Origin of the sequence: Microlunatus endophyticus (assembly GCF_014646195.1) — a bacterium.
Classification (GTDB): Bacteria; Actinomycetota; Actinomycetes; order Propionibacteriales; family Propionibacteriaceae; genus Microlunatus; species Microlunatus endophyticus.
Genome location: NZ_BMMZ01000015.1, coordinates 51,127 through 77,511, shown reverse-complemented (window position 1 = coordinate 77,511; position 26,385 = coordinate 51,127). Strand labels below are relative to the sequence as shown.

Sequence of the window (26,385 nt, the reverse complement as noted above, 5' to 3'; positions counted from 1 at the left end):
CGTCACACGCCCAGCACGCGGGCGCCCTGGACCGGACCGGTGACATACCGCGCCGACCGGCAGAGCCCCGATCCCGACAGCGCGACGGTCAGGTCGACCGCGTCGGCCTCGCTCTCGACGAGGAAGGCGACCGTCGGGCCGGAGCCGGAGACGACCACACCGAGCGCCTGGTACTCCTCGGCGAGCGCGACCAGCTTGCGCAACGACGGCATCAGGTCCAGCGCCGGCGCCTGCAGGTCGTTGATCAACTCCGGTCCGAGCCGGCGGGCATCGCCGCTGCGCAGGGCGTTCATCAGTCCTGCCGACACCTCGAACGGCTCCGGCGGGGTCGGCCCGAGCTCGTCGTAGCGCCGATAGACAGCGGGAGTCGACAGGCCGCCGTCGGCGAAGGCGAGCACCCAGTGATAGCTGCCGCGCGCCAGCGCGGGTGCGACCGCCTCACCGCGGCCGCTGCCGACCGCGGTCCCGCCGAGCAGTGCGAACGGGACGTCGGAGCCGAGCTCGGCGGCCAGCGGCAGCAGTTCCTCATGATCGAGATCCAGCTCCCACAACACCGAACAGGCCAGCAGGGTGGCCGCGGCATCCGCCGATCCGCCGGCCAGCCCGGCCGCGACCGGGACGGACTTGTTGATCGACAGCCTGACCCCCAACGACATGCCGGTCCGCCGCGCCAGCAGGGCGGCGGCACGATGGGCCAGATTCCGGTCGTCGGCCGGCACCTGGTCGGCGCCCTCCCCCGAGACCCGGATATCGATCACTCCGGGCTCGGCCGGCATCGCGATGACCTCCTCGTACAGCGACACCGCCTGATACACGGTGGCCAACGGATGGAAGCCGTCCGGGCGGGCCGGACCGACGCGCAGGGTCAGATTGATCTTCGCCGGCGCCCGGACCCGGACGGCCAGCGGACCGGGAAGGATCGGCTCAGCCACATCCGCGAGCGTATCGGTGCGGTGGCGTCGCCCGGCGACCTCCCGGCGCAGCGGGTCAGGAGAGCTGCTCGGCGATGGCGGCGAACTGTTCGACGGTGAGCGTCTCGCCGCGGGCGGTCGGGTCGACGCCGGCCGCCTCAAGTGCTGCACTCGCGGCGGACGAGGAACCGACGATCCCGGCCAGCGCGGCACGCAGCATCTTGCGACGCTGGGCGAAGGCGGCGTCGACTACTGCGAAGACCTGCTCGCGGCTCGCCGTCGTGACCGGCGGATCGGTGCGCTCGATCGAGACCAGACCGGACTCGACGTTGGGGACCGGCCAGAAGACACTCGGCGGGACCGACCCGACCCGGGCGGTGGTCGCGTACCAGGCCATCTTCACCGACGGCACACCGTAGATCTTCGACCCCGGCCGGGCTGCCAGCCGGTCGGCGACCTCCGCCTGCACCATCACCAGGCCACGGCGCCAGCTGTCGAAGGTCGCGAGCAGGTGCAACAGGACCGGCACCGACACGTTGTACGGCAGATTGGCCACCACGACCGTCGGATCGGCCGGGAGTTCGGTGATCCGCAGCGCGTCCGCCTCGACGACATCCAGAGCGGCCACCCGGTCGGGAGCGCGCTCGGCGACCGTCTGCGGAAGAGCGACGGCCAGCAGCTCGTCGATCTCGACCGCGACCACCCGATCGGCAGCCTCGAGCAGGGCCAGTGTCAGCGACCCAAGTCCCGGCCCGATCTCGAGCACGATGTCATCGGCGCGGACGCCCGCCAGCTGGACGATCCGCCGGACGGTGTTGGCGTCGGTGACGAAATTCTGTCCGCGCTGTTTGGTCGGCCGCAGGCCGAGTCTGCCGACCAGCCCGCGAACTGCTGTCGGGTCGAGTAACCCGCTCAGACGCCGGCCTTGCCACTGCAGACCGGCCAGGCACCCCAGCCCTGGGCCGCCTGGACCTTCTCGGCGACCGCGATCTGCTCCTCGCGGCTGGCGTTGTTCGGCATCCCGGAGCCGCCGTAGGCGTGCCAGGTCGACAGCGTGAACTGCAGGCCGCCGTAGAAGCCGTTGCCGGTGTTGATGTGCCAGTTGCCGCCGGACTCACACTGGGCGATCCGGTCCCAGACGCTGCCGGAGGCAACCGACTTGGCCTTGCCGCCCGAACCGCCGGAGCTGCTCGAACCACCAGAGCTGCTCGACGAGCCCGACGAGTCCGAGCCGCCCGACGAGTCGCTGGAATCGGTCTTGGGCTTCTTGGTGCCCTGCAGCACGACCTGGGTCACCGGCTTCTTGGTGATCTTGGTGGAGACGAGCTTGGGATGGCCCTCGCGCTTGCCGTTGACCAGGGTGATCTCGTAGGTCTTGGTCCGCTCGCCCTTGGCCCCGTCGACCTTCGTCTTGGACTCTCCGCGCTCCAGCTTCTTGGTCTTCTGGTAGCTGGTGTCGAAGTCGACCGCATTGGTCTTGGTGATCGTCTTGGTCGCGTAGGTGGTGACCGTGATCGTCTTGGACTCGTCCAGTGCATCGTCCAGCTGGGCCGAGATCTTGTCGTCGGCACCGAGCTTGATGTCGGCGGCATCCAGGGCCTGGCCGACGGTGGCCGCCGTGGTGGTGATCGTCTTCTTCTTGCCGGCAACACTGAAGGTGATCGTCTTGGGTGTGTCCACCGTGAAGGTCAGGCCTTTGCGGCCGATCCCCTCACTCCTGCTGGTCGACAGCTTCGCGCCGTCGGCGTCGACGCCGGCGACCGTCATCGCATCCGAGACCGAGCGGGCGGTGGTCCAGAAGGTCTTCTTCTGACCATCGAGATTGACCGTGACCTGGCGGCCGTACCGCACCGCGATCGCCGATCCCTCGGAGAGCTTGCTGTCGGCAGCCGGCGCAACCTGGTCGTGCGGGCCGAGCTTTATGCCGCGGGAGTCGAGCAGGTCGCCGACGGTCCGGGAGAACGTCTGGACACTCTGCTGCTGGCCGTCGACGGAGAGCTCCACCTGCTTGTCAGCGCTGGCATAGGCGAATGTTCCTCCGGAAGCGACCACGGCCACCGCACCGGCGACCACGACAGGGATGATCTTGCGCACGTCTCTCCATAACGATTAGGCGTCTGCAACGTCACGGAACTATAACGGCGACCTCGGACAGATCGCCACCCCGGCGCGAACCCTTGCGCCACATCTGCCTCTGGAGTCACAGACTTCAGCAAAAGCTGGGTCAGCCTTTGGCTGGCGGGCCGTCCCCCGGCTGCCACTGACCGTGGTGGACGAGACTTTCCCGTGACCTACGCCGACGGGTGCGCGGCGACCCGGACTGCCGCTCACCCTCGGCCCGGTAGCCGACGCTGACGACGCCGACGATGTCCTGGCCGCCCGGGACGGCGAAGGCCTGTTTGGTCCGGTCAACACGGTCAGCCGGTACGCCGAAGAAGCAGGCCCCCAGCCGCCCGTCGGGGTCGGCGTCCACGGTCGCGTACAGGATCGCCATCCCGGCCATCCCGGCGTCGACGTACCAGTACGGCGCCGTCCACGGCTCGGTCGACCGGTCGGTCCAGCCCTTGTCGGCCAGCGCATACCGATCGAGGTAGGCATCGGCCGAAGCAAGCACCAGGATCAGCCCGGGCGCCGTCCGCATCCCCCGCAGCCAACTGTCCGGCTTCGCCGCTGCTGTCGTCGGGTCCGAGGTGGTCGGGTCCGAGGTGGTCGCCGACCAGAACCGCTCCCGATCCGCGGCGTCCTCGAGGATCAGGAAGGACACCCCCTGGGTGAAGCCGGCGGTCGGCGCCCGCAGCGCGACGTCGACCAGTCGGTCCAGCAGACCGCCGGGCAGCGGACGGTCGGGGTCGTAGGCGCGGACCATCCGTCGACGCCGGACGACTTCGGAGAATTCCATCTACTGCTCTCCATCCCCACTCTCGGTCGGCCCATTCTCGGTCGGCCCACTCTCGGTCGGCCACGCGCCGCCGAACGCGGCCGAGGCGTTCTCGCCCAGAGCCCGGCAGACCGCCTCCAGATCGCCCCCAAGTACCTCGGCGATCAGCCGCGCCGTGTGCGGGATCAGGTAGGACGCGTTCGGCCGGCCGCGGTAGGGCTCCGGCGTCAGATAGGGCGCGTCGGTCTCGGTGACGATCCGGTCCAGCGGGGTCGCCGCGAGCGCCTCCCGCAGGGTGGCGGCGTTCTTGAAGGTGACGGCGCCGCCGAAGGACAGATAGGCGCCGCGGTCCAGACAGGCGCGCGCGAATTCCGCATCGCCGGAGAATGCGTGGAAGACCGTACGATCCGGTGTGCCCTCGGCGTCCAGCACGTCGAGCACGTCGGCGTGCGCGTCGCGATCATGGATCACCAGGGTGCGGTCGTACGCCTTGGCGAGCGCGATATGTGCGGCGAATGCCTCCCGCTGGATCGCCTGTCCCTCGGGCTCGCGGGTGCGGAAGTAGTCCAGTCCGGTCTCGCCCACCCCTCGGACCTGGTCATCGGCGGCCATCCGCTCGATCTCCGCCAGCGCCCGATCAAGATCATCACGACCGTGATCGGCGACCAGCCGTGCGGCGTCGTTGGGATGGATCGCGACACTCGCAACCACACTCGGCCAGCGATGCGCCGCCTGAACAGCCCACCGGGAACCTTCGACATCGCAGCCGACCTGGACGATCCGGTCGATGCCGACCCGGGCGGCGAATTCGATCGCCTCACCGGGTGACAACTCCGTACGTCCGTCGGCGACGTCGAGGTGGCAATGGGTGTCGGTCACCGGTGCGGGCAACGGCTCCGGCAGCGGCGGTCGCTGGAGGTTGCGCCGCTGCCCTTGTTCATTGGTCGCCGCCCGGCGTTCCCGGGCCTGCAACTCGTTGCCCGGCTCGCGTGCTGCTTCACTCACCCGGACAGCTTAGGGACGCGGATCAGGCGCCGAGCTCAGGCACGGCGATCGTCCAGGGCCGCCTGGTAGAGCGCGTTCTTGGCCAGGCCGCGGCGCTCGGCCACGGCGGCGACCGCCGGTTTGAGTTTCATCCCGCCGGCGACGAGCTCGCCGACCTCAGCCACGGCCGCGCCTTCGTCCTCCTCGCCGGCGCCGGGCGTCGCACCCGAGACGACGATCGTCACCTCACCTCGTACGCCCTCCTCGGCCCAAGCGGCCAGCTCGGACAGGCCGCCGCGGCGTACCTCCTCATAGGTCTTGGTCAGCTCCCGGCAGACCGCACTCGGGCGTACGGCCCCGAACGCATCGGCCAGATCGGCGAGCATGGCGGCTGTGCGGTGCGGTGCCTCGAAGAACACCAGCGTGCGCGGTTCGGTGGCGAGCTCGGCCAGCCGGCGACGCCGCTCGCCCGGTTTGCGGGGCAGGAAACCCTCGAAGCAGAACCGGTCGACCGGCAGCCCCGAGACGGCCAGCGCGGTGAGCACCGCCGACGGGCCGGGCACGGCGGTGACCCGGACACCGGCCTCGACCGCGGCGGCAACCAGCCGATAACCGGGATCCGACACCGAGGGCATGCCCGCATCGGTGACCAGCAGCACCCGCGCGCCGCCGTCTGCGGCCTCGAGCAACTGACCGGTCCGGGCCGCTTCGTTGCCCTCGAAATAGGACACCACTCGCGCTGTGATGGTGACGCCCAGCCGTTCCAGCAGCCGCTGCAGTCGCCGGGTGTCCTCGGCGGCGATCAGATCGGCAGCCCCGAACTCCTCGACCAGCCGCGGACTCGCGTCGCGGACGTCGCCGATCGGGGTCGCTGCCAGCACGATCACTCCGGCCGCAGGATCCTGGACTGTCACCACGACAGCGTCGCACAACCTGAGAGGCGATCCTCCCGGCCACCTAATATTGCGCGGGTGACCGACCAGGCGACCCGGACAAGAGACCCCGAGACCCCGGGTTTCCCGACCGCTGCGACGCCGGTCGCCGCACTGCCCGACCTGCCGGGACCGCAGCCGACGACGGTCCAGCGGCTGCGCTCGGCGATGCCGTCCGACCGGCTGATCGGCTGGGTCACGACCCTGGTGATCACGGCGATCGCCTTTGTGATCCGGCTGATCAACATCGGCCGTCCCGGCTACATCGTCTTCGATGAGACCTACTACGCCAAGGACGCCTGGTCACTGATCCACTTCGGCTACGAGCGCAACTGGGCCGACAATGCCAACACCATCCTGCGCAACGGCGGCATCCCAGTGCCGCAGATCAGCGCCGAATTCATCGTGCATCCGCCGGTCGGCAAGCTGCTGATCGGGATCGGTGAACTGATCTTCGGCTTCGATCCGGTCGGCTGGCGGGTCGCTCCGCTGGTGTTCGGGACGCTGCTGGTCTTCATGACCATCCGACTGGTCCGGCGGGTCAGCCGCTCGACCCTGATCGGCGGACTGGCGGGAGTGCTGCTGACCGTCGACGGCCTGGCGTTCGTGATGTCGCGGATCGCCCTGCTGGACATCTTCCTGGCGTTCTTCGTGGTCGCGGCGGTCGCCTGCCTGGCCGCGGACCGCGACTGGTTCCGCAATCGACTGGCCGACCACATCGAACGCTCGGGCACCAAGGACCTGGCCGGATCGTATGGTCCGCTGCTGCTGGTCCGACCGTGGCAGCTGCTGGCCGGGCTGATGTTCGGACTGGCGCTCGGCAGCAAGTGGGACGCGCTCTATGTGATGGCAGCGTTCTGTCTGCTCAGCCTGTCCTGGGACTTCGGTGCCCGGAAACTGGCCGGCGGCGGTCTCCGCTCCGGACTGTCGCTGATCCGCGACGGCGTGGCCAAATTCATCTCGATCGTGGTCGTCAGCCTGATCGTGTATGCGTTGACCTGGTCGAGCTGGTTCGCCACCGCCGGCGGCTACGACCGGCAGTGGGACGCCGACGGCCCGAAGACCGGGATCGCCAGGATCTTCGGCAGGGCGTTCGCAGCCTGGGTGCACTACCAGCAGGACATCTACGCCTTCCACACCGGCTCCTACATCGACCACCAGACCCACGTCTACAACGCCAACCCCGGCGGCTGGCTGGTGATCGCGCGGACCATCGGAATCGATGCCGTCAACAACATCCAGCCCGGCACCGGCGGTTGCCCGGCCGGCGGCGAGAAGTGCCTGAGCGTGGTCAGCGGGATGGGTACGCCGGTGCTGTGGTGGGGCGCGATCGTGGCACTGGTGATCGCATTGCTGCTCTGGGTCGGTGGCCGGGACTGGCGCTTCGGCATCCCGGTGGTCGGCGTGCTCAGCGCCTGGCTGCCCTGGTTCCAGTACACCGCACGACCGCTTTTCTACTTCTACGCGATCGCGATCATCCCGTTCTCGGTAATGGCGGTCGCGTTGTGCCTGGGCCTGTTGATCGGCCGGTTCCCCCGGAATCCGGCGGCGCGCCGGTCCAGGATGATCGGTGGGATCGTGGCCGGCGCCTTCGTCGCACTGGTCGTGCTGAATTTCGCCTACATCTATCCGATCCTGACCGACAAGGTGCTGCCCTACTCGCAGTGGCTGGCCAGGATGTGGTTCAAGGGCTGGATCTGAGCGAGAATGCTGGGTCGGTAGCCAACCCGGCGCCAGGAAGGAAGGCTGTGCCTGCGCTCGTACGACGTCTGTCCGGGTTGCCGCGACGCCTGCGGACCGCCCTGGTGCTGACCGCGCTGTGCTGTCTCGCGCCGGTCGCACTGTCCGCGTGTACGGGTGGCGGGACCAACCTCCCGAGCACCCCGCCGACGGCCTCGGTTGAGCCGGCATCGGCCGTCAATCCGCAGCCGCGGACCATGCTGGCCGACGGCGGCGAGTTGCGACTGCCGGTCGACGCGATCGGGCACCAGTGGAATCCTCTCTACTCGGACAGTTCGGACAACTCAGACGACTCGGACGGCTCGGACGGCTCGGACGACTCGGACGGTGATGCCGGCGTCGCATTGATGATGGGGCCGATGCTGCCGCAGCTGTTCAACTACGACTCCGACGGTAATCCCTCACCCAATCCGGATTACCTGGCCGGTGTCGACGCCAGCGGTGGCAATCCCCAGGTGGTCACGTACACACTCAGTCCCAACGCCGTGTGGAACAGCGGCCGGGCCATGAGCGCCGACGACTTCATCGCCGAATGGCATGCCTGCAACGGGCAGAACGTCAGCTTCAAGTGCAACGCGACCAGCAAGTTCTCCCAGGTGTCGCAGGTCAGACAGGGCAACGGGCCGAGTCAGGTCATCGTCACCTACAAGGGCTCGTACGCCGACTGGCCGTCCACCTTCGAGGTGCTGTTGCCCAAGGAGTCCGACAGCGATCCCGCGACCTTCAACGAGGGCTGGACATCGCTGACCAAGATCCACGACTGGCTGGCCGGGCCGTTCGAGGTGAGCGCCGTCAGCCGCGACGACGGCGTGCTGATCGAGACGCCCAATCCGCAGTGGTGGGCCGACAAGCCGAAGCTGTCCCAGCTGACCTTCCGAGTGATCGCCACCGACGACCGGTTCGCCGCCCTGCGTGATCATCAGATCGACGCCTACGACCTGGGTTCGGATTCGGGCGCGATCAAGGACGTCGACGCTCTGGCCGGCTGCGAGATCCGCGAAGGCGACGTGCCGCCCGGCAAGCCGCAGATCACGGCGGCCCGCACGACGCTGGCCAACTACGGTTCCTTCGGCAAGCAGAGCATCGTCTGGACCGACGTCGGCTACCTGCCGCCGGCCACCTGAGGGACGCCGATCCCCTGCAGGAGCAGGTCGAGCAGCCGGTTGGCTTCGTCCGGGGCGTCCGGGCGTCGCTCCAGGATGAGGGCGAAGCCGGCCAGCGCCAGCGAGACATCGGCCGGATCGAGGTCGGCCCGGAGCTCGCCGGCTTGCTGCCCTGCCAGGAGCAGCTGTCTGGTCGCGGCCGCGATCCGCGTCCTGGTCTGCAGTTTCAGGTCCTCGTGATCGGTGAGGATGCTGTGCAGCACCTGCGCCATGCCTTCCTTCGTATTCAGATAGTCCAGGAACCGCAGCCCCCACGCCCGGAGCGCTTCGACCGGGCCCATCCGGGTCAGCAACTCCGGTGCGGCGGCGCACAGCCGGTCCGTCTCGGCGCGGTAGACCGCATCGACCAGTGCCTCGCGGGTCGGGAAATGCCGGTAGAGGGTGCCGATGCCGACCCCGGCCTGGTGAGCGATGGACTTCAGTGACACCTGGGCGCCGTCACGGGAGAAAGTAGCGGCAGCGACGGCGATCAGCCGCTCCCGGTTCTGCAGTCCGTCGGCCCGCGGCCGGCGTTGCCGGTCGCCGGACGAGGCAGTGGTTGGCGACATTGCTGGTCGACCCTCCTCGTTCACGCGCTCCCGTTGTTTTCCGGACCCGACTCCGGTTAAGCTAATATCCGGATCCGGCTCCGTTTAAACTCTACCCGGAGCCCAGCACGGAACGAGGCAGTAGGTATGAATGCAGATCCCGTCCGGACGCCGTACGGCGCGACGACCACCGCGGACGAGGTGATCGCCGGGATCGACCTGACCGGTCGACGGGCGATCGTCACCGGCAGTACGTCCGGAATCGGACTCGAAACCGCACGAGCGCTGGCGTCGGCGGGCGCGGAGGTGACTCTGGCCGTGCGCAACGTCGGGGTCGGACGGGGTGTCGCCCGGCAGATCAGCGAGGAAACAGCGAATCCGCACGTCGACGTCGCCGGGCTTGAGCTGGCCGACCGCCGTTCGGTCCGGTCCTTCGTCGCCGGCTGGCGGGGACCGCTGCACGTCCTGGTCAACAACGCTGGGATCATGGCGACCCCGTTGCGCCGGACGGCCGAGGGCTGGGAGTCGCAGTTCGCGATCAACCATCTCGGGCACTTCGGTGTGACGACGGGCCTGCACGACGCGCTGGCGGCCGAGGGGGCCCGGGTCGTCAACGTCAGCTCGGTCGGCCACATCACCGGCGAGGTGCTCTTCGACGACCCGAATTTCGAACAGCATCCGTACGATCCTTGGGCCGCCTACAGCCAGTCCAAGACCGCCAACATCCTCTTCGCGGTCGGGATCGCCCGACGCTGGTCCGATAACGGGATCACGGCCAACGCACTCAATCCGGGCCGCATCACCGCAACCGGGCTGGTCAAGCACGTCGACCCGGATGCGGTGCCGACCGGCCCTACTCCGGGACAGGACTCGGGCGTCTCGGTCAAGGACATCCCGCAGGGCGCCGCCACGTCGGTGCTGCTGGCGGCATCGCCGCTGCTGGACGGCGTCAGCGGCCGCTACTTCGAGGACTGCCAGGAGGCCTGGCCGGTCCGTCCGGGCATCCGGCGCGGAGTCGCCCCGTACGCCCTCGACCCCCAGCAGGCCGACCGGCTGTGGGAGCTTTCGGAGCAGTTGCTCAAGACGCCGCTGCCCTGATCAGCCGAACCGGCCTGCCGCAGCGGATCAGCCGGGGTAGCGGACGTAGGCGAAACGGTCCGAGTCCGGCGCCCAGCTGTTGACGTTGATGGTGCCCTGCCCGCCGCGAAACGCGATCACGTCGGCGGGCCCGGCGCCCCGCGGCACCGAACCGTCGACCAGCGGCAGCGTCCGCAGGATCACATCCTTGTCGGCCGGATGACCTTCGACGCCGGGCGGGTAGCTCAGGTAGAGCAGCATCGTGCCGTCCGGCGACGGATGCGGGAACCAGTTGACCCGCTCGTCGAAGGTCAGCTGCCGGAATTCGCGGCCGTCGCTGCGCTCGGCCGGAAGGGCGATCTCGAAGAGCTGAGCGTGCCCGGGCCGGTCGGCGGCGAGCTCGGAGTTGATCAGCAGGAAGCGGCCGTCCGGGCTGTATTCGCTGCCGTCGTTCTGCACGGTCACGTCGGTGATCTGGACGTCCGGGCCGCCTACGGCGGCAATGGTGAAGACGTTGCTGGTCCGCCCGCCATCGGGACCCGGAGCGACGCCGATGTAGGCCAGCGTCGTCCCGTCCGGCGACACACCGTGCAGGTAGTGCTGGAACCGCGGACCGTGATCGTTGGTGATCCTGCGAGTGCTGCCGCCCTCGGCCGGCACCGCATAGAGATGCCCGTCTCCGTTGGAGAAGTAGATCGTCCGGCCGTCGGGCGCGATGCAGTGGTCGTTGTTGATCTCATTCTGCGCACCGGTCTCGATCGGCTCCGGATCGCCACCGGCCGGCGACAGCCGGTAGAGCAGTCCACCGGAGTTGATCAACAACCAATCGCCGTCGGGCGACCAGTTCGGCGCCTCGAAGACCTCGGCACTGGTGTGGATCACCTCCGACTCGCCGGTCGACAGCCGATGGATGATCAGTTCGCTCGTCATTGTGCGCAGAATTCCTTTTCCGCTGCTACTCGAGAGTCAGCGTGAAGTTCAGGTCCGACCCGTTCAATTGTGCCGGATCCAGAGCGTACGCCGGGAGCACACCCGGACCGCAGGAGGCGGTGCCGATGCCCTGCTGGCGATGGTCGATCGTCAGGTGCAGCCTGCCGTCCGGCTCCAGATCGATGGCGTGCTCGGCCGCAGCCAACACCGCCTGCGACCACGGCCGGGCCGCGAAGGAGAAGTCGTCTCCGCTGAGCGTCAGATCCCTACCGCCACCGGACAGCGTGAGCCGCTTCGCCTGCCGCGACCCGTTCTCCTGGGGCCGGACGTACGGCACCTGAAGCTCATCGACCGACGCCGAGAAGTACCCCAGACGCGCCGCCTGGCCGGTGTCCGGATACTGCTGGCCGGGGCCGAGGCCGGCCCAGGCGAGACGGTCGTAGCCGCCGTCCAGGGCGAAGTCGAGACCGATCCGGGCCAGATTCGGCGGCCACTCCCCCGACAACTCCAGGGCCACCTCGGCCGTCACCCGCCGGCCGTCGCTGCGCCAGGTGACCGTCGTGTCGATGAAGCGATCGAAGGACGGCGCCGCATAGCGGGTGGTGATCACCAGGCCCGGCCCGGCGTCGTCGTGTACCTCGGCGATCGTCGCCAGTCGGCCGGCGAATTTGTCCAGCCGGGCGCGCTCCCAGCCCCCGGAGACGCGGCGCCGTACCGAGTGGTCCATACCGTTGTCATTGTCGGTCGGCGCCCGCCAGATGTTCAGCCGTGGGCCGTCCACCACCGCACCGCCGAAGTCGACCAGTCGTCCGGTCGCTGCGTCGAAAAGCGCGGGCCCCAGCCTCAGCCCGGCATCGGTGTGCTCGACCGGTACGTCCCCGGTGACCGGCGGCGCGGCCGCTGCCGGCGAACCGGCTTGGCCCCAGGTGATCTCGTGGCCCTCGCTCGCCCACGCGGTGTCCTTGGCCAGTCGGGCCGTCACCGTCAGTACGGCGCCGTCGTGGCGGGCGGCAGTCGCCTCGGGTGGCAGTGCGAGGGTCGCCCGGTCACCGGCGCCGACCGCGACGCCGGGCAGCACGCCGGCGGCGTACCGTCCCTCGGCATCCTCGGCCGCCCAGTCGAAGCGCAGATGATCAAGGCCGGAGAAAGCGTACTTGTTGGTCACGGTGAGCGTCGACCAGTCCTCGGCAACCTCGAGCTTGACCGGCTCGTACACCTTCTTCAGGTCGATCAGACCCGGTCGCGGCTCGCGATCGGCACTGACCAGTCCGTCGATCACGAAGTTGCCGTCGTGCACCGGCTCGCCGAAGTCCCCGCCATAGGCGAAATACTCCCGGCCGTCGTCGGTGTGGGTCCGGATACCGTGCTCCAGCCATTCCCAGACGAAGCCGCCGACCAGCCGCGGGTACTTGTCGAAGAGCTCCATGTATTCGGTCATGCCGCCCGGTCCATTGCCCATCGCGTGCACGTATTCGCAGAGGATGAAGGGCAGCGCCCGCCGATGCGCGTCGGCCGCCGGATCGGTGGTTTGATCCTCGACGCCCTGGCCGATCTTCTCGACCTCGTCGACGGCGGCGTACATCCGGGAGTAGAGGTCGACATAGCTGGAGTCCCAGTCGCCCTCGTAGTGGATCAGCCGAGACCCGTCGATCGCCCGGGCGGTCTCGGCCATCGCCTTCAGGTTGTCGCCGGTGCCGCACTCGTTGCCCAGCGACCAGCAGAAGATCGACGGGTGGTTCTTGTCCCGGTTGACCATCCGCGTCATGCGCTCGACCAGCGCGGGGCGCCATTCGGGTTCGGCCACCGGGTTGCGGCGCCACTCGTTCATGCCGAAGCCGTGGGTCTCCAGATCACACTCGTCGATCACGTAGAAACCGAGTTCGTCGGCAAGATCAAGAAGGTCGGGGTGCGGTGGGTAATGCGAGGTACGGATGGCGTTGATGTTGTGCTGCTTCATCAACCGGAGTTCGCTCTCCACCACGCTCCGCGGGATCACCCGACCAAGATCAGGATGATGCTCGTGCCGGTTGACGCCCTTGAAGACCACCGGACGGTCGTTGATCAAGACCTGGGTGTCGACGACACGGACCGTACGAAAGCCGATCTTGGTCGTGATCTGCTCGACGTCGGTGGTGATCGTCGCTGCGTAGAGCTTGGGCTCTTCGGCGCTCCAGCCGGTCACGTGATCAAGCTCGACGGTCTGGCCCGGGGCGATCTCGACGCCGAGCTCGTCAACGGCGATCGTCGCCGGCAGTGAGCTGTCGACCTCGACCCTCAGGGTGCCGGTGCCGTCGGAATAGCCAGCGTGCACGAAGAGGTCGCGGATGGCGCTGTCCGGCCGGGCGATCAGCGTCACGTCGCGGAAGATCCCGGGCAGCCACCACATGTCCTGGTCCTCCAGGTAGCTGGTGGCCGACCACTGCGCGACCCGGGCGACCAGCACATTGCCGGCCGGCCGGAGCAGGTGGCTGACATCGAATTCGCTGGGCAGCCGGCTGCCGCGGGTGGTGCCGAGGAGTTCCCCGTTCAGCCAGATGTCGGCGGTGTTGTCGATGCCGTCGAAGCGCAGCACCGCGCCGGACAGGAATTCCTCGCCGGTGTCGAAGGACAGCCGGTGATCACCGATCGGATTCTCGTCCGGGACGAACGGCGGGTCCAGCGGAAACGGGAACTGCACGTTGGTGTAGATCGGGGCCGCACCATGGCGACGGGCAACGTCGTGCAGCGACCAGCTGGACGGTACGGGGATGCGGTCCCAGTCGCTGTCGTCGTAGTCCTCAGCCTCGATCCCGGCCGGTGCGGCGGCCAGGCTGGGGCTGAGCCGGAATCGCCAGTCCCCGTTGAGCGACTGCTCGCCGAGGCTCGAGCGGAAACGGGCGCGGGGTGGCAGTGTTCCGACACCGGGTTCGACTGAGGACAGATCCATGAAGGATCACGCTAGCGCCCCGCCGACCGCGGAAGAAGCTCAGGGTCGTGAACGTTCACGGCGCCGCTGATCACGACGCGGAGCGGTAGCGTGCGGCGGCCTCGCCACGGCTGGTGACCGCCAGTTTCGCGAGGATGTTGGACACGTGCACGCTGGCTGTCTTGGACGAGATCACCAGCCGTTCGCCGACCTGGCGGTTCGACAGGCCGTCGGCGACCAGCGCCAGCACCTCGAGTTCGCGCGGGGTGAGCCGGGCCAGCGGCGAATCCCCCGCCGGCTCCTGGTGTTCGTCACCGACCGGACCCAGGTGGTCGACCAGCCGTACCAGCAATCTCAGCCCGAGTTGTTCGCCGAGGTCACGTGCCGCCCGACTACTGCGCAAACTCTCCCCGGCGACCCGAATGACCCGAGACGGGCTCCCGACCAGGGGAACGAGTCGGTCGCCTCCTGAACGATGCGCCAGGCAGTCACCGGGTCGTTGCGCGCCAGCGCCAGTTCGGCGCGGACCGAAGAGATGCCTGCGTGGTACTGGGGTCCGTTGACGGCGATCTGGCTGAATCTGCCGAGGTCGGTCAGGATCTCCGCTACCGCGTCGCGATCATCGTCCATCCACAGCTTGATCACGGCGAGCAGCCGACGCTGATGGATCCAGTGATTCCCGGTCGGGTCGTCGCGAAGCGCGGCGGTGACCAACTCCCGTGCGTGTTCCCATTCACCGAGCTCGATGGCCGCTTCGGCTGCATTGCCGGCCATCATGACTGAGCTGTGCCGGGTCAAGCCGACCCTGGCCGCGAATTCCAGCCCTTCGGAGGCGACCGCCGCACCCGCTCGTGGCCGACCGAGCAGCGTCAGGGTGTCGGACAGATTGATCTAATAGCGCGTCCTGGTCATATCAGTGATCGCGAGTTCGCCGGCCCGACCGAGCTGGGCAGGGCCCTCGTCGGGGTCGATGCCCAGGGTCGCCAGGGTGCAGCCCAGCGTGTTCCGCGCACTGGACTCGATATCCGGATCGCCCGCCGCGGCGGCGGTCTCGATCGCGACCCGCGCCGATGCGATCGCCTTCGGCTTGTCCAGCAGCAACTGGATCGAGGCCCGGTAGTCCTGCAACCGGGCCAAGAAGGCCGACGGCTGGTCCGACGGCACCAGGGAGATCGCCTGATCCATCAGATCGAGCACCCCGGGCTGCAGCAGATTCAGCATCCGCCGGGCCTTGCGCGCCAGCCTCAGTGCGGTCGCCTCGGGTCCGGCGTCCGGACCGGCCACCCGCAGTGCCTCGTTGAGCAGGGCCAGCGACCGGTCCCCGTCACCGGCATCGTTGGCGGCCATCGAGGCCTCGTCCAGGAATTCCGGCAGCGGCCCGGCCACCGACTCCGGCTCCGGTACGACTTCCCACAACGCCAGCGCGCGCTCGTAGTGCCTGAGAGCTTCGGCGTAGCCGTAACGCTGGAGCCGCGCCGCCTCGACCGACCAGCAGAATGCTGCCTGGTTGTCCCGGGCGGCGTACCAGTGGTGCGCGAGTTGGACGGCGCGCACCGAATCAGGCATCAGGTCGGGTTGCTCTTCCAACGCCGACGCGTACGCCCGGTGCAGCCTTGTCACCTCGCCCGGCAGCAGATCATCGTGCAGCACTTCGCGCATCAGTGCGTGCCGGAATCCATAGCCCGACTTGTCGGGCACCAGCAGATTCGCCTCGATCGCCTCCCGCAAGACCCGCTCGAGATCGATCGCCTGCAGACCTGCAACGGTCGCGATCACATCGTGCTCGACCCGGTTACCGCCGACCGCCATCAGCCGGAGCAGTCGTTGACAGTCCGCACCGACCCGAGAGATCCGCAGCAGCAAGGTGTCCCGCAACGTCTCCGGCAACTCGCCGCCGGACCGGCTGGCGCGCACCAGCTCGACCACGAAATACGGAATACCGCCGCCGGCCGAGGCGACCCGCTTGATCAACTCCGAACGCTGTTGATCGTGCGACTTTTGTTGATCATGGCTGCTCCGGAGAGCGTGTCCTGGTGCACTCGCCATGATCAACTCCTCGACAGCGGAGTCGGTCAGCGGGCCGATCTCGATCCGCTGCACGGCTGGCACCCGGCCGATCTCGGCCAGGAACGGCCGGAGCGGATGCCGGCGGGTCAGCTCGTCGATGCGGTAGCTGATCATGATCAACACCGGCACCCCGGTGACCGCCCGGACCAGGAAGTCGATCACGTGCCGGCTGGATTCGTCCGCCCAGTGCAGATCCTCCACAACGATGATCAACGGCTGCCGGGCAGCATCCTCGACCAGGCGCAGGATCGTCTCGAACAGACGCAGCCGATTCTCCGGCCTGGTGCCGTCGACCGTCCGGTCAGTGGCACCGAACTCGGGGATCAGCCAGCTCAACTCCGGCGCTCCGGCACCGGCCCGGCGCAGCAGTTCCCGCTCGCCGAAGAGATCGGCAAGATCACGAAGCAGGCCGACGACGGGCGCGTACGGCAGTCCGTCGCCACCCAGCGGCACGCATTCGCCGCGGACGATTCGGACCCGCGGATCTGCTGCCAGCGTTTCCGCGACGAACGCGCTGGTGACGCTGGTCTTGCCGACGCCCGCCTCGCCGGCGATCAGGACGGTGCCCGGCCGGGCGGCGAAGGCCGCGTCCCGCAGCGTACGCAACCGGGCGAGCTCGGCTTCACGACCGACGATCACCGTCGCAGCACCGGACACAAGGCCCGGCGCTGCGGCGGGATCGTCGTCGCGGCGGCCGGGACTGGGGTCAAGGGTCCCGGCCTGGGACACCACGGTCGGCCCGGGATTCATCGTGGGTCGGGAGCCACTCCTCACGAGCGCCACGGTGCCATGTCGGTTTCTGCCATTCGGCCTCAGCGGGCGCCGGCGGACCGCTGTCGGTCCGCCACCGCGACGGCCGGCCCGTCCGATACTCCTCCGGACGCATCGCGGGCCCGGATGGTCTCCGGCTGCGGGTGGGCCTGGGGGAAGCGATCGGTGAAGGCGCCACGCAGCACCCGCCATGGTCCGCGCCGCCGCCCCTCGACCGCATCCCGAAGCAGGCGCACCTCGCGCCGCGCTCTCCGCTCCCGCTTGGCAGCGGTCCGGGCGATCCTGATCAACTGCTGCCGGGCCGCACGCGCCTGGACGTCCGCGGCTTGCTGCTTGACGACTGTCTCGTAGTAGAAATCATCGAGGGCCATTTCTCCTCCTGGTCTCCTCGTGGGCTGCACCGTCTGCCCTGATGACTCAATGCTCGTTCTGAGGCGGGGTCCCGGGCATCGGGCAAGTGCCGTATCTTCGCGACCGTTCCGGGCCCGGCGCTGGTCTGAGGTGCCTCGGACCACGGCCTAAGGTGCCTTACGCCGACAGGAACAAGCGGCAGGTCGGTCCCGGCGCCTAAGCTGGCCGGGATGGACGGCTCGCGGACGCAGTGGCCACAGCAGGAACTCGCGGCCCTACTCGGCGTCGAGGTGCGACGGCTGACGCCGCTCGGCGGCGAGGGTTTCGGGCGGCCGTATCTCGCCGAACTCGGTGACGGCCGGACCGTCTTCGCGAAGGCGCAGCGGAACGCCCCGCCCGGCTTCTTCGATCACGAGGCCTGGGGACTTCGCTGGCTCGGAATGGTCCAGGGCGGGGTCCGGACGGCAGCAGTGCTGGCCGCCGGTCCCGGGCTGCTGGTGCTGGAACGGATCGTGCCGGAAAGACCGTCGCGACGGACCGCCGCCGACTTCGGGCGACGGCTGGCGATCACTCACGACGCCGGCTCCCCCGGCTTCGGACGCGAGGTGGACAGCATGATCGCCTCCGAGCCGCTGCCGGCCGGATCCGTGGCGACGGGCTGGCCGGACTTCTACGCCCGGGCACGGCTGCAACCGTTCCTGGACCGGGCAGTGGCGGCCGAGACGATCGGCGACCATGATCGTCACGCGGTCGAGCAGGTGATCCACCGGCTGCCCGATCTCGCCGGCCCGGCCGAGCCGCCGAGCCGGCTCCACGGTGATCTCTGGTCCGGCAACGTGCTCTGGGCCGGCGGCGAAGCAGTCCTGATCGACCCGGCGGCGTACGGCGGCCATCGCGAGACCGACCTGGCGATGTTGGCTCTCTTCAGTCTGCCGTATCTCTCCGTCGTGCTCGACGGCTATCAGCAGGTGCATCCACTGGCAGCCGGCTGGCAGCACCGGGTGGGCCTGCATCAACTGTTCCCCTTGCTGGTGCACACCGTGATCTTCGGCGGCGGCTACGGCGCACAGGCCGGGGCAACCGCCCGGTCACTGCTCGGGCGGAGTTGATCGCGTAGGTTGGTCCACCATGATCAACTCGCCACAGGCAGGCACCGAGCCGTACCGGGACAACACCCTGGGGATCGAAGCCAGGGTTGACGATCTGCTCGGCCGGCTGACGCTGCGGGAGAAGATCGGCCAGCTCAACCAGCGACCGCTCGGCTGGCAGTTGTGGCAGCGCCGCGGCCCGGAGGTGACGCTGACCGAGACCCTCGATGCCGAGCTCGACCGCTTCGGCGGTCTCGGGGCGATCTACGGGCTGTTGCGCGCCGACGCCTGGTCCGGGCGGGACTGGACCACCGGAGCCGATCCGGCGTTGTCGGCCGAGATCACGGCGATGGTGCAGGAGCAGGTGGTGGCCTCCTCGCGGCTCGGCATCCCGGCGCTGATCGTGGAGGAAGCGCCGCACGGCCACCAGGCGCTGGGCGGCACGCTGCTGCCGACCAACCTGGGCAGCGCCGCGACCTGGCGTCCGGACCTGCTCGCCGAGGCGTTCGCCCACGTCGGTCGCGAACTGCGCGCTCGCGGTGCGCACATCGCCCTGGCGTCGGGACTCGATCTGTTGCGTGACCCGCGGTGGGGCCGGTCCGAGGAGTGTTTCGGTGAGGACCCGTTGCTGGCTTCCCGCTTCACTGCGGCGCAAGTCCGGGGACTGCGGTCCGAGCCCGGCATCGGTGTGGTGCTGAAGCACTTCGCGGGCCAGGGTGCGGCGGTCGGCGGCCGTAACGGCGCCGGTGCGCCGATCGGGCCACGCGAACTCGACGAGCTCCACCTGCCTGCCGTCCGGGCCGGGATCGACGCCGGAGCCGTCGGGGTGATGGCGGCCTACAACGAGATCGACGGGATCCCCTGCGTGGCCAACGAATGGCTGCTGACTGGGCTGCTGCGGGACCAGTGGGGTTTCGGCGGCATCGTGATGGCCGACCTCGGCGCCATTGATCAACTCGGCCGGACCACCTCGTCAGCGGTCGAGACCGCCGCGGTCGCGCTGCGGGCGGGAGTCGATCTGAGCTTGTGTGACGAGGCGTATCTGTCGTTGGAGGAGGCGGTCGGGGCCGGGCTGATCGACGAGGCACTGATCGACCGGGCCTGCATGCGGGTGCTCCGGGTCAAGATCGAACTCGGCCTGCTCGATCCACCCGCTCCGCTGCCGGTCTTCCCCACCCCGCGGTCGGCGGATGATCTTGTGGCGGCGACCCCGGTGCTGCTGATCAACGATGACCGTCTGCTGCCCCTCGGAGCACCGGGACGGATCGCGGTCATCGGCCCCAACGCCGACGACCGGGACTGCCTGCTCGGCGACTACGTGCCCCCGTTGCCGGACGGAGCGGGGACGACCGTGCTGGCCGGACTCCGCGACCGGATCGGCGCCGGCCGGATACGGCACGAGGCCGGGAGCCGGCTGACCGAACCACTCCCGGGCGGACTCGACTGCGCTGTGGCGGCCGCCGAGGATTCGGATCTGGTGATCATGGTGCTGGGTGGAAGCAGCGTGCGGCACTATGCCGATGCCTTTGCCGACAACGGTGCCGCCGAGTTGACCGGAGCGGTCGCCGCCACCGGCGGTGAGGGCGTCGACGTCGCGGAGGTGGCGCTGCCCGCAGCCCAGCAGCAGCTGGTGGAGGCCGTCGCCGCAACCGGAACGCCGATCATCAGCGTGATGATCGCCGGTCGACCACTCGGCCTGCAGGGCGTCGTCGATCACAGTCGGGCGCTGCTGTGGGCGGGCTATCCCGGACCTGACGGGGGTCGGTTGGTCGCCGAGTTGATCATGGGCGACCGGGAACCGGTCGGCCGGCTGCCGGTCTCACTGCCACGGACCAGTGCAAGTCTACCGGTGGCTTACAACGAGCGCCTCGGCGCGAGCCGGCGGTATGCCGACTCCGAGTCGTCGGCGCTGTTCCGCTTCGGCTCGGGTCTCGGCTACACGACCTGGTCGCTCGGCGTGCCACGGAATACCGGTGGACCAGACCTCGCCGGGGCCGTCGTGTCCGCCGACCTGACCAACCACTCCGGCCGGGAAGGCCGGCAGATCGTCCAACTGTACGGCCGGAGCAGGACTCCCGGACTGCTGCCGCGACGGGCGGTGCTGCTCGGCTTCACCGCCGTCGCCCTGGCCGCCGGCGCGACGGCAGAGGTCGACCTACGGATCGATCCGTACGCGATCGCGGCACTAGGGCTGGATGCACCCTCGACCGGCTCGGCGCCGGCGCCGACTGTGGTGCTGTGGCCGAGTCTCGACGGCCCGGGGGAACCGCCGGAGTCGGCGATCACGATGCAAGGGTGAGCGACCAGGACTTCGCCGACCTGGTCCGCGCCGAGTACCCCACCGGCGTCGACGGCCTGGCTGACGGAGCGCTGCTCGGAGCACTGGCGCTGCCGGCCGTCAAGGATGGCGGTGCGGTGGCGACGGTGCGTGGCTACACCGGCGACGGCCGGCGCGGGGTGCGGGTGCAGCCGGTGCTGGTCCGCGAGCCCGCTCGCGACCATGCCGCACTCGACCGGCTGCGCGAGCAGGCCGAGGCGGGCGTCCTGACGTTGCGCGTGGCCGGCACCTACCCGGCCGAGCGGGCAGCCGGGGCACATCGGCGCTTCGAGGCCGGCAGCGTACGCGGCCGGTTGGTGTTGCTCTTCGACTGACGACCGACTGATCCCCCGATGCCGGGAATAACAGTGACCGATCCTCGTTGATACATGCAAATGCATGAAATATGGTGGGTCGCGAACCCGCCGCAGCAAGGGAGACAGTGATGCAGTTCGGAATCTTCTCGGTCAGCGACATCACCCGCGACCCGGTGTCCGGTGTGACGCCGAGCGAAGCGGAACGGATCGACGCGGTGATCAGGATCGCCCAGAAGGCCGAGGAGGTCGGCCTGGACGTGTTCGCGATCGGCGAGCACCACAATCCGCCGTTCTTCTCGTCCTCCCCCACCACCCTGCTGGCCGCGATCGCCGCAACCACCAAGCGCTTGATCGTCACGACGGCGACGACCTTGATCACCACCAACGACCCGGTCCGGATCGCCGAGGAGTACGCGATGCTCCAGCACGTGTCCGACGGCCGAATGGATCTGATGATCGGCCGCGGCAATACCGCACCGGTCTACCCGTGGTTCGGGGCCGACATCCGCCAGGGACTGCCGCTCGCACTGGAGAACTACAACCTGCTGCACCGGCTCTGGCGGGAGGACGTCGTGGACTGGGAAGGCCAGTACCGTACGGCCCTGCAGGGTTTCACCTCCACGCCCCGACCATTGGATGACGTACCGCCCTTCGTCTGGCACGGTTCGATCCGGACCCCGGAGATCGCCGAGCAGGCAGCCTTCTACGGCAACGGTTTCTTCGCCAACCACATCTTCTGGCCGACATCGCACTCGCTGCGGTTGATCAACTTCTACCGGCAGCGGTTCGAGCACTACGGCCACGGCACGAAGAAGCAGGCGATCGTCGGACTCGGCGGTCAGGCCTACATCGCCAGGAAGTCCCAGGACGCGTACGCCGAGTTCCGGCCCTATTTCGACGAGGCGCCGGTCTACGGCCACGGCCCGAGTCTTGAGGACTTCAGTCAGATGACACCCCTGACCGTCGGCAGCCCGCAGGAAGTGATCGAGAAGACGCTGACCTTCCACGACACGTTCGGCGACTACCAGCGCCAGCTGTTCCTGATGGACCATGCTGGCCTGCCGTTGAAGACCGTGCTCAACCAGCTCGACCTGCTGGGCGAGGAGGTCATCCCGGTGCTGCGCAAGGAACTCGAATCCCGCAAGGATCCGGAGTCCGCCGACGCGCCGACCCACGAGGGCCTGGTCAAGGCCAAGTACGGTGATCAGCCGGCCCGCCAGCCGCGCCCGAATGCCAACCGCGGCGACAATGTCACCGGTGCCTCGCCCTACCAGGACAGCGACGATGTCCAGGTCACCTACCCGAGCATCGTCTGAGCGCGCCGAGCTGGATGCTGATCATGGTCTCCAAGAGCCGATTGGCCAACGACGCGTGGGAAGCGCTGCTGACCGCACATGCAGTGTTGATCAAGGAACTGGACGCCCAGGACGTCTGGGACGGGATCAGCATGCGGGAGTACGACGTGCTCTACACGCTGTCCAAATGCGGTGGACCGATCCGGCCGAGCGAACTGCACCGCAACGTGCTGCTCAGCCAACCGGCGTTGTCCCGGATGGTCGACCGCCTCGTCGAGCGCGGGCTGGTGGAACGGACCAAGGACGCGCAGGACGGCCGCAGCGTACGGTTGTCGCTGACCGACCTGGGCGCCGATCGCCAGCGCGCGATCGGTGGCCGGCATGCGGTCGGCGTCTCACGGACCGTCGGTGCCACCCTCGACCCGGACGAATTGCGTCAACTCGAATCGATCTGCCGCAAGCTTGCAGCAAGGAACACCCACGATGACCAACGCCAGTGATCAACCGCCGGCCGGCCGGACCTACCACCTGGCCGTGGTGAGCGGCGGGACGAGTGATCCTTCGTCGACCCGACTGCTGGCTGACCGTACGGCCGACCGGGTCGCGGCGCTCGCCCGGGAACGCGGCAACACGGTGCTGATCACCACGATCAGCCTGCGCGAACTGGCCCCGGAGATCGGGACGGCGATCACCTCGCAGCTGTTGGGCCCGAAGATGACCGACGCGGTCGAAGCGCTCGGCCGGGCCGACGGTCTGATTGTCAGCACCCCGGTCTACAAGGCCGGCCCGAGCGGACTCTTCACGTCGTTCTTCCAATCGCTGGACAACGACCTGCTGATCGCGAAGCCGGTAATCCTCGCCGCGACCGCAGGGACGGCCCGGCATGCGCTGGTGGTCGATGATCAACTTCGTTCGCAGTTCGCCTATCTCCGTACGCTGTCGGTGCCGACCTCGCTGTTCGCCGCGAGCGAGGACTGGAGCAGCGACGAACTCACCAAGCGCATCGACCGGGCCGCGACCGAGCTGGTGCTGCTGATCGAGGCCGAGCTGGCTACCAAGATCAAGGAAGCGTCCTGGCATCGCTACCAGCACAGCTACGGCAGCGCCGGCGGAGCCGAGACCGAGATCGACCTCGACACCGATCTGATGCGCCTGGCCACCGGCGGTTCCGCTCCGCCGAAGCCGCCCACGGGCTGACCCGCCCGGCCTCGTACGTCCCTCGCTTCCCTTCATACGGCCCTCGCTTCCCGTTCCTGCGCTCGCTTCCCTTGCCCGAGAAGCGAACGCACGGAGCTGAAGCGAGGACGCTGATAGCGGAAACACCGGGAAGCGAGGACCTTGTCCGGGCGAGCTCACATATCGGCGTAGCGCTTGGCCTGCGAGACGGCCTCCCGCAACCCCTCACGATCGAGCTGCTGGACGTAGCCAGGCGTGTCGCGCTGGATCCGCCAGCCCTCGGAGAGCGGGCCGATGTCCAGGGCGTCGAAGCCGATCGCATCCAGGAAGGCCGCTACGGCATCCTTGGCCGCCTGGTCATCACCGGCGACGATCAGTGCCCGCCGGCTCTCGGTGCCGGCCTCCGTCGCCGTGGTGAGGATCTGGGCGGCTTGGATGTGGTTGAACGCCTTCACGACCTTCGCGCCCGGAAGCTGACGCTGCAGCAGCTCGCTGGTGGTGGTCGACTCGTCGTCGAGCTCGGCGATCTGGCCGTCGCGCTGCGGGTAGTAGTTGTTGGCGTCTATCACGACCTTGCCGTCGAAGTCGGCCGGGTTCAGCGCGGTGATCGCCGCCAGCGGGATCGCGACGAGGACCAGGTCTCCGGCCGCGGCGGCCTCGACGACGGTGCCGGCCTTCGCCTTCGGGCCGAGCTCGGCGATCTTGTCGGCCAGGCTTTCCGGGCCGCGGGAGTTGGAGATGACGACGTCTTCGCCGATGGCGATCGCGGCCTTGGCGACAGCAGTGCCGATGTTGCCGGAGCCGATGATTCCAATAGTGGTCATGTCCGGGCGAACCGAGTCGCCGTGGAGGCTATTCCCGAGATGATCGGTGGCGCTCGCCCGGTGACGGCCTGGATCCGAACGGTCTCGCATACCGGGACGAGGCCCGGTGATCACTGAACGCTTCGCCGCACAGTACGGTCGATCACATCCCTTACACAGTTTCATCGTTGAAACTGACGCTTGTGCGCGACGACGAGACACGGCTGACCCGACGACGCCTGCTCGCGGTCGCTGCCGGTACGGCCGGAGGACTGACGATCGCGGCAGGATCGGTCGGCTACCGGATCGGAACCCACGACTCCGGTGGCGCATCGACCGACGCGGGCTCTGCGTCGGCCACGACGACGCCAACCAGTACGGCGTCCACCACCACTGAGACGTCGGGCTCCGGAGCAGGGAGATTCAGGAGCAGGCCCGACCTGCAGCCACCACCTGTGCAAGTGACGCACCTTTTCGGATCGGACCGATCTCCTGAGCCCGATTCGAATGCGACGTCACCGCAGCAGACCGGCACAACATCGGCCCCCCAATTGGCGCCGTACTACTTCCTGACGCCCAAGGCCTACACGCCATCGGCTCCGATCAACTACCAGGTAGGCCCGATGATCATCGAACCTACTGGCCACGTGGTCTGGTTCCAGCCGTCGGCGCAACCGATCCAGAAACGCGCAATGGACTTGCGGGTGCAGACATATCGCGGCCAACCGGTGCTGACCTGGTACGAAGGCAAGTCAGCCAACGGCTACGGCAAAGGCACCGCGAAAATCGTCGACAGCCATTACACGACCGTCGCAACCATCAAAGCGGTTGGCGGCTTGAAGGTCGACCTGCACGAGTTCCGCATCACGTCACGCGACACCGCACTGATCACCGCCTACCGCACCAGCACCACCGATCTCACCGCGATCAGGGGCCTTCGACGCGGCACCATCGTCAGCGGCGTCGTCCAGGAGATCGACATCGCCACCGGACGGTTGATCTTCAGCTGGGACAGCCTGGACCATGTCAGCCCTGAGATGACGTACAAGAAGGCCAGCGCCGACCCCACCACGCAGCTGGACTACTTCCACATCAACTCCATCGACGAGATCGACGAACACACCCTCCTGATCTCGTCACGAAACACCTGCGCGGTGTACAAGATCGACAAACGAACCGGCAAGATCATCTGGCAGCTCGGCGGGAAGAAGTCCGACTTCGAACACCAGGTCGGCACCCGCTTTTACTACCAACATTCCGCTTCCATGGTCGGCGTCGATGAGGTCCTTCTCTTCGACAACGGCGGCTCGCCGGCGATGGAACCCCAATCCCGGGCCCTACGGCTCAAGATCAACACCGATGCCCACACCGTCACGATGGTCCGGTCCCTCACCCATCCGGCCAAGCTGCTGTCAGTCACGATGGGCAACGTCAACCAGCTGACGAACGGCCACTACGTGGTCGGCTGGGGCTCCGAACCATATTTCTCCGAATACGCCGCCGACGGCAGCCTGCTGCTGGACGCCAAAATGCCCAACAACATCCAGTCCTACCGCGCCTTCGGCGCCGACTGGATCGGCAACCCGACCGACAAACCAGCGCTGGCCGTCGGCACCAACGCCGCCGGCGGCGCGACCGTCTACATCAGCTGGAACGGCGCGACCCGGGTCGCCACCTGGCGCGTGCGGGCCGGCGGAACCAAGGCCGGCCTGAAACACCACGCCACCGCCGCCCGACAAGGCTTCGAGACAGCCGTCGCGGTCAACAGCACCGGACCCTATTTCCAGGCCCTCGCAGTAGACAAGAACGGCCATGAACTCGGGCGTTCCGAAATCGTCAAGGCAACTGTCTAGAGCTCGATTCTGAGGCGATGTCGTCGATGACACAGTCGTCGAAAGAAGCGGCCGGGTCGGCAAAATCCTACGATCCCAGGGGATTACCTTCCTGTGTTCGGTCACAGGAATTGGCGGCACGCTGGGGCCAGTTCGAAAGGTCTGCCAAGTCGAGACGGTCTTGGGCCACCACCGGCGGCGACCAGGAAACCGGCCCAGGGAATAGTGAGGACATCCGTGGAGGTCGAGGTTCTACCGGAGAATTCGGTATTGCTCCACATCGGTCCGTACAAGACAGGATCGACAGCGATCCAGGCATCA

At 68.2% G+C, this 26,385-nt stretch carries 24 protein-coding genes; 10 read left to right on the top strand and 14 right to left on the bottom strand.

Going from position 1 to position 26,385, the window contains the following annotated elements:
* Window positions 1-2: 2 nt before the first annotated feature.
* The 6 genes from IEY07_RS21605 to rsmI all read right to left on the bottom strand — a co-directional run bounded on the left by IEY07_RS21605 (window position 3) and on the right by rsmI (window position 5,690).
* Window positions 3-932 carry a 4-(cytidine 5'-diphospho)-2-C-methyl-D-erythritol kinase gene (locus IEY07_RS21605; RefSeq protein ID WP_188897789.1) on the bottom strand — a complete coding sequence of 310 codons (930 nt, stop codon included), beginning with the start codon at window positions 930-932 and terminating at the stop codon, window positions 3-5.
* Between the two features lie 55 nt (window positions 933-987).
* The gene (gene rsmA, locus IEY07_RS21600; protein ID WP_188897884.1) at window positions 988-1,827 is read right to left on the bottom strand and encodes a 16S rRNA (adenine(1518)-N(6)/adenine(1519)-N(6))-dimethyltransferase RsmA; all 840 of its coding nucleotides are present in this window, start codon (window positions 1,825-1,827) and stop codon (window positions 988-990) included.
* Entirely contained in the window at window positions 1,824-3,005 is a 1,182-nt protein-coding gene (locus tag IEY07_RS24605) for a resuscitation-promoting factor (protein WP_188897787.1), read from the bottom strand. The genes rsmA and IEY07_RS24605 overlap by 4 nt, the downstream gene beginning before the upstream one ends.
* A gap of 130 nt (window positions 3,006-3,135) precedes the next feature.
* Window positions 3,136-3,810, bottom strand: coding sequence for a nitroreductase family protein (locus IEY07_RS21590; protein ID WP_188897785.1), 675 nt, complete (start codon window positions 3,808-3,810; stop codon window positions 3,136-3,138).
* Entirely contained in the window at window positions 3,811-4,794 is a 984-nt protein-coding gene (locus IEY07_RS21585; protein ID WP_229670493.1) for a TatD family hydrolase, read from the bottom strand. It lies immediately after the preceding gene.
* Window positions 4,795-4,829: 35 nt separating this feature from the next.
* On the bottom strand, window positions 4,830-5,690 hold the full coding sequence (rsmI, locus tag IEY07_RS21580; protein WP_373288906.1) for a 16S rRNA (cytidine(1402)-2'-O)-methyltransferase: 861 nt from the start codon (window positions 5,688-5,690) through the stop codon (window positions 4,830-4,832).
* A gap of 183 nt (window positions 5,691-5,873) precedes the next feature.
* On the opposite strand from rsmI, the gene IEY07_RS21575 reads away from it, so the two are divergent.
* Both IEY07_RS21575 and IEY07_RS21570 read left to right on the top strand, forming a co-directional pair.
* The gene (locus tag IEY07_RS21575; RefSeq protein ID WP_188897878.1) at window positions 5,874-7,406 is read left to right on the top strand and encodes a dolichyl-phosphate-mannose--protein mannosyltransferase; all 1,533 of its coding nucleotides are present in this window, start codon (window positions 5,874-5,876) and stop codon (window positions 7,404-7,406) included.
* Window positions 7,407-7,453: 47 nt separating this feature from the next.
* Window positions 7,454-8,569 (top strand): ABC transporter substrate-binding protein, encoded by a 1,116-nt coding sequence (locus IEY07_RS21570; RefSeq protein ID WP_188897783.1) that lies wholly within the window; start codon window positions 7,454-7,456, stop codon window positions 8,567-8,569.
* Here the strand turns inward: IEY07_RS21570 and IEY07_RS21565 are convergent.
* Window positions 8,548-9,156: a TetR/AcrR family transcriptional regulator gene (locus tag IEY07_RS21565; RefSeq protein WP_188897781.1), complete on the bottom strand. Its 609-nt coding sequence runs from the start codon at window positions 9,154-9,156 to the stop codon at window positions 8,548-8,550. The two genes, IEY07_RS21570 and IEY07_RS21565, sit on opposite strands and share 22 nt — an antisense overlap.
* A 126-nt stretch (window positions 9,157-9,282) precedes the next feature.
* Between IEY07_RS21565 and IEY07_RS21560 the strand changes: the two genes are divergently transcribed.
* On the top strand, window positions 9,283-10,233 hold the full coding sequence (locus IEY07_RS21560) for an SDR family NAD(P)-dependent oxidoreductase (protein WP_188897779.1): 951 nt from the start codon (window positions 9,283-9,285) through the stop codon (window positions 10,231-10,233).
* Window positions 10,234-10,260: 27 nt separating this feature from the next.
* Here the strand turns inward: IEY07_RS21560 and IEY07_RS21555 are convergent, their stop codons facing one another.
* From IEY07_RS21555 to IEY07_RS21535, 6 genes are all read right to left on the bottom strand, one after another.
* Complete coding sequence (locus tag IEY07_RS21555; RefSeq protein WP_188897777.1) at window positions 10,261-11,142, bottom strand: TolB family protein; 882 nt, start codon at window positions 11,140-11,142, stop codon at window positions 10,261-10,263.
* 25 nt (window positions 11,143-11,167) lie between these two features.
* Window positions 11,168-14,068 carry a glycoside hydrolase family 2 TIM barrel-domain containing protein gene (locus tag IEY07_RS21550; protein ID WP_188897776.1) on the bottom strand — a complete coding sequence of 967 codons (2,901 nt, stop codon included), beginning with the start codon at window positions 14,066-14,068 and terminating at the stop codon, window positions 11,168-11,170.
* Window positions 14,069-14,138: 70 nt separating this feature from the next.
* Window positions 14,139-14,399 carry a helix-turn-helix domain-containing protein gene (locus tag IEY07_RS24385; RefSeq protein WP_229670489.1) on the bottom strand — a complete coding sequence of 87 codons (261 nt, stop codon included), beginning with the start codon at window positions 14,397-14,399 and terminating at the stop codon, window positions 14,139-14,141.
* A gap of 2 nt (window positions 14,400-14,401) precedes the next feature.
* Window positions 14,402-14,824 carry a hypothetical protein gene (locus tag IEY07_RS24380; protein ID WP_229670487.1) on the bottom strand — a complete coding sequence of 141 codons (423 nt, stop codon included), beginning with the start codon at window positions 14,822-14,824 and terminating at the stop codon, window positions 14,402-14,404.
* A gap of 114 nt (window positions 14,825-14,938) precedes the next feature.
* A complete protein-coding gene (locus IEY07_RS21540) occupies window positions 14,939-16,888 on the bottom strand; it encodes an ATP-binding protein (protein WP_188897774.1) in 1,950 nt (649 codons plus the stop codon).
* 38 nt (window positions 16,889-16,926) lie between these two features.
* Window positions 16,927-17,256: a hypothetical protein gene (locus IEY07_RS21535; protein WP_188897772.1), complete on the bottom strand. Its 330-nt coding sequence runs from the start codon at window positions 17,254-17,256 to the stop codon at window positions 16,927-16,929.
* A 210-nt stretch (window positions 17,257-17,466) separates the two neighbouring features.
* On the opposite strand from IEY07_RS21535, the gene IEY07_RS21530 reads away from it, so the two are divergent.
* From IEY07_RS21530 to IEY07_RS21505, 6 genes are all read left to right on the top strand, one after another.
* A complete protein-coding gene (locus IEY07_RS21530; protein WP_188897770.1) occupies window positions 17,467-18,345 on the top strand; it encodes a fructosamine kinase family protein in 879 nt (292 codons plus the stop codon).
* 19 nt (window positions 18,346-18,364) lie between these two features.
* A complete protein-coding gene (locus tag IEY07_RS21525; RefSeq protein WP_188897768.1) occupies window positions 18,365-20,623 on the top strand; it encodes a glycoside hydrolase family 3 N-terminal domain-containing protein in 2,259 nt (752 codons plus the stop codon).
* Window positions 20,620-20,976, top strand: a complete 357-nt coding sequence (locus IEY07_RS21520; protein ID WP_188897766.1) for a zinc-binding dehydrogenase — start codon at window positions 20,620-20,622, stop codon at window positions 20,974-20,976. The genes IEY07_RS21525 and IEY07_RS21520 overlap by 4 nt, the downstream gene beginning before the upstream one ends.
* Before the next feature lie 110 nt (window positions 20,977-21,086).
* Window positions 21,087-22,274 (top strand): LLM class flavin-dependent oxidoreductase, encoded by a 1,188-nt coding sequence (locus IEY07_RS21515; protein ID WP_188897764.1) that lies wholly within the window; start codon window positions 21,087-21,089, stop codon window positions 22,272-22,274.
* A 23-nt stretch (window positions 22,275-22,297) separates the two neighbouring features.
* Window positions 22,298-22,753, top strand: coding sequence for a MarR family winged helix-turn-helix transcriptional regulator (locus tag IEY07_RS21510; RefSeq protein WP_188897762.1), 456 nt, complete (start codon window positions 22,298-22,300; stop codon window positions 22,751-22,753).
* Entirely contained in the window at window positions 22,737-23,450 is a 714-nt protein-coding gene (locus tag IEY07_RS21505) for a CE1759 family FMN reductase (RefSeq protein WP_188897760.1), read from the top strand. The genes IEY07_RS21510 and IEY07_RS21505 overlap by 17 nt, the downstream gene beginning before the upstream one ends.
* 155 nt (window positions 23,451-23,605) lie before the next feature.
* Here the strand turns inward: IEY07_RS21505 and IEY07_RS21500 are convergent, their stop codons facing one another.
* The gene (locus tag IEY07_RS21500; protein WP_188897759.1) at window positions 23,606-24,253 is read right to left on the bottom strand and encodes an NADPH-dependent F420 reductase; all 648 of its coding nucleotides are present in this window, start codon (window positions 24,251-24,253) and stop codon (window positions 23,606-23,608) included.
* A 167-nt stretch (window positions 24,254-24,420) separates the two neighbouring features.
* Here IEY07_RS21500 and IEY07_RS21495 point away from each other — a divergent pair, with 167 nt between their 5' ends.
* Window positions 24,421-26,085, top strand: coding sequence for an arylsulfotransferase family protein (locus IEY07_RS21495; protein WP_188897757.1), 1,665 nt, complete (start codon window positions 24,421-24,423; stop codon window positions 26,083-26,085).
* The last annotated feature ends 300 nt before the right edge of the window (window positions 26,086-26,385 follow it).

Bases quoted from the DNA above. Each gene is read 5' to 3' on its own strand.
- IEY07_RS21590 (WP_188897785.1), bottom strand. From the start codon at position 3,810: ATGGAATTCTCCGAAGTCGTCCGGCGTCGACGGATGGTCCGCGCCTAC.
- IEY07_RS21575 (WP_188897878.1), top strand. From the start codon at position 5,874: ATGCCGTCCGACCGGCTGATCGGCTGGGTCACGACCCTGGTGATCACG.
- IEY07_RS21565 (WP_188897781.1), bottom strand. From the start codon at position 9,156: ATGTCGCCAACCACTGCCTCGTCCGGCGACCGGCAACGCCGGCCGCGG.
- IEY07_RS21560 (WP_188897779.1), top strand. From the start codon at position 9,283: ATGAATGCAGATCCCGTCCGGACGCCGTACGGCGCGACGACCACCGCG.
- IEY07_RS21555 (WP_188897777.1), bottom strand. From the start codon at position 11,142: ATGACGAGCGAACTGATCATCCATCGGCTGTCGACCGGCGAGTCGGAG.
- IEY07_RS21550 (WP_188897776.1), bottom strand. From the start codon at position 14,068: ATGGATCTGTCCTCAGTCGAACCCGGTGTCGGAACACTGCCACCCCGC.
- IEY07_RS24380 (WP_229670487.1), bottom strand. From the start codon at position 14,824: ATGATGGCCGGCAATGCAGCCGAAGCGGCCATCGAGCTCGGTGAATGG.
- IEY07_RS21535 (WP_188897772.1), bottom strand. From the start codon at position 17,256: ATGGCCCTCGATGATTTCTACTACGAGACAGTCGTCAAGCAGCAAGCC.
- IEY07_RS21530 (WP_188897770.1), top strand. From the start codon at position 17,467: ATGGACGGCTCGCGGACGCAGTGGCCACAGCAGGAACTCGCGGCCCTA.
- IEY07_RS21525 (WP_188897768.1), top strand. From the start codon at position 18,365: ATGATCAACTCGCCACAGGCAGGCACCGAGCCGTACCGGGACAACACC.
- IEY07_RS21515 (WP_188897764.1), top strand. From the start codon at position 21,087: ATGCAGTTCGGAATCTTCTCGGTCAGCGACATCACCCGCGACCCGGTG.
- IEY07_RS21510 (WP_188897762.1), top strand. From the start codon at position 22,298: ATGGTCTCCAAGAGCCGATTGGCCAACGACGCGTGGGAAGCGCTGCTG.
- IEY07_RS21505 (WP_188897760.1), top strand. From the start codon at position 22,737: ATGACCAACGCCAGTGATCAACCGCCGGCCGGCCGGACCTACCACCTG.
- IEY07_RS21500 (WP_188897759.1), bottom strand. From the start codon at position 24,253: ATGACCACTATTGGAATCATCGGCTCCGGCAACATCGGCACTGCTGTC.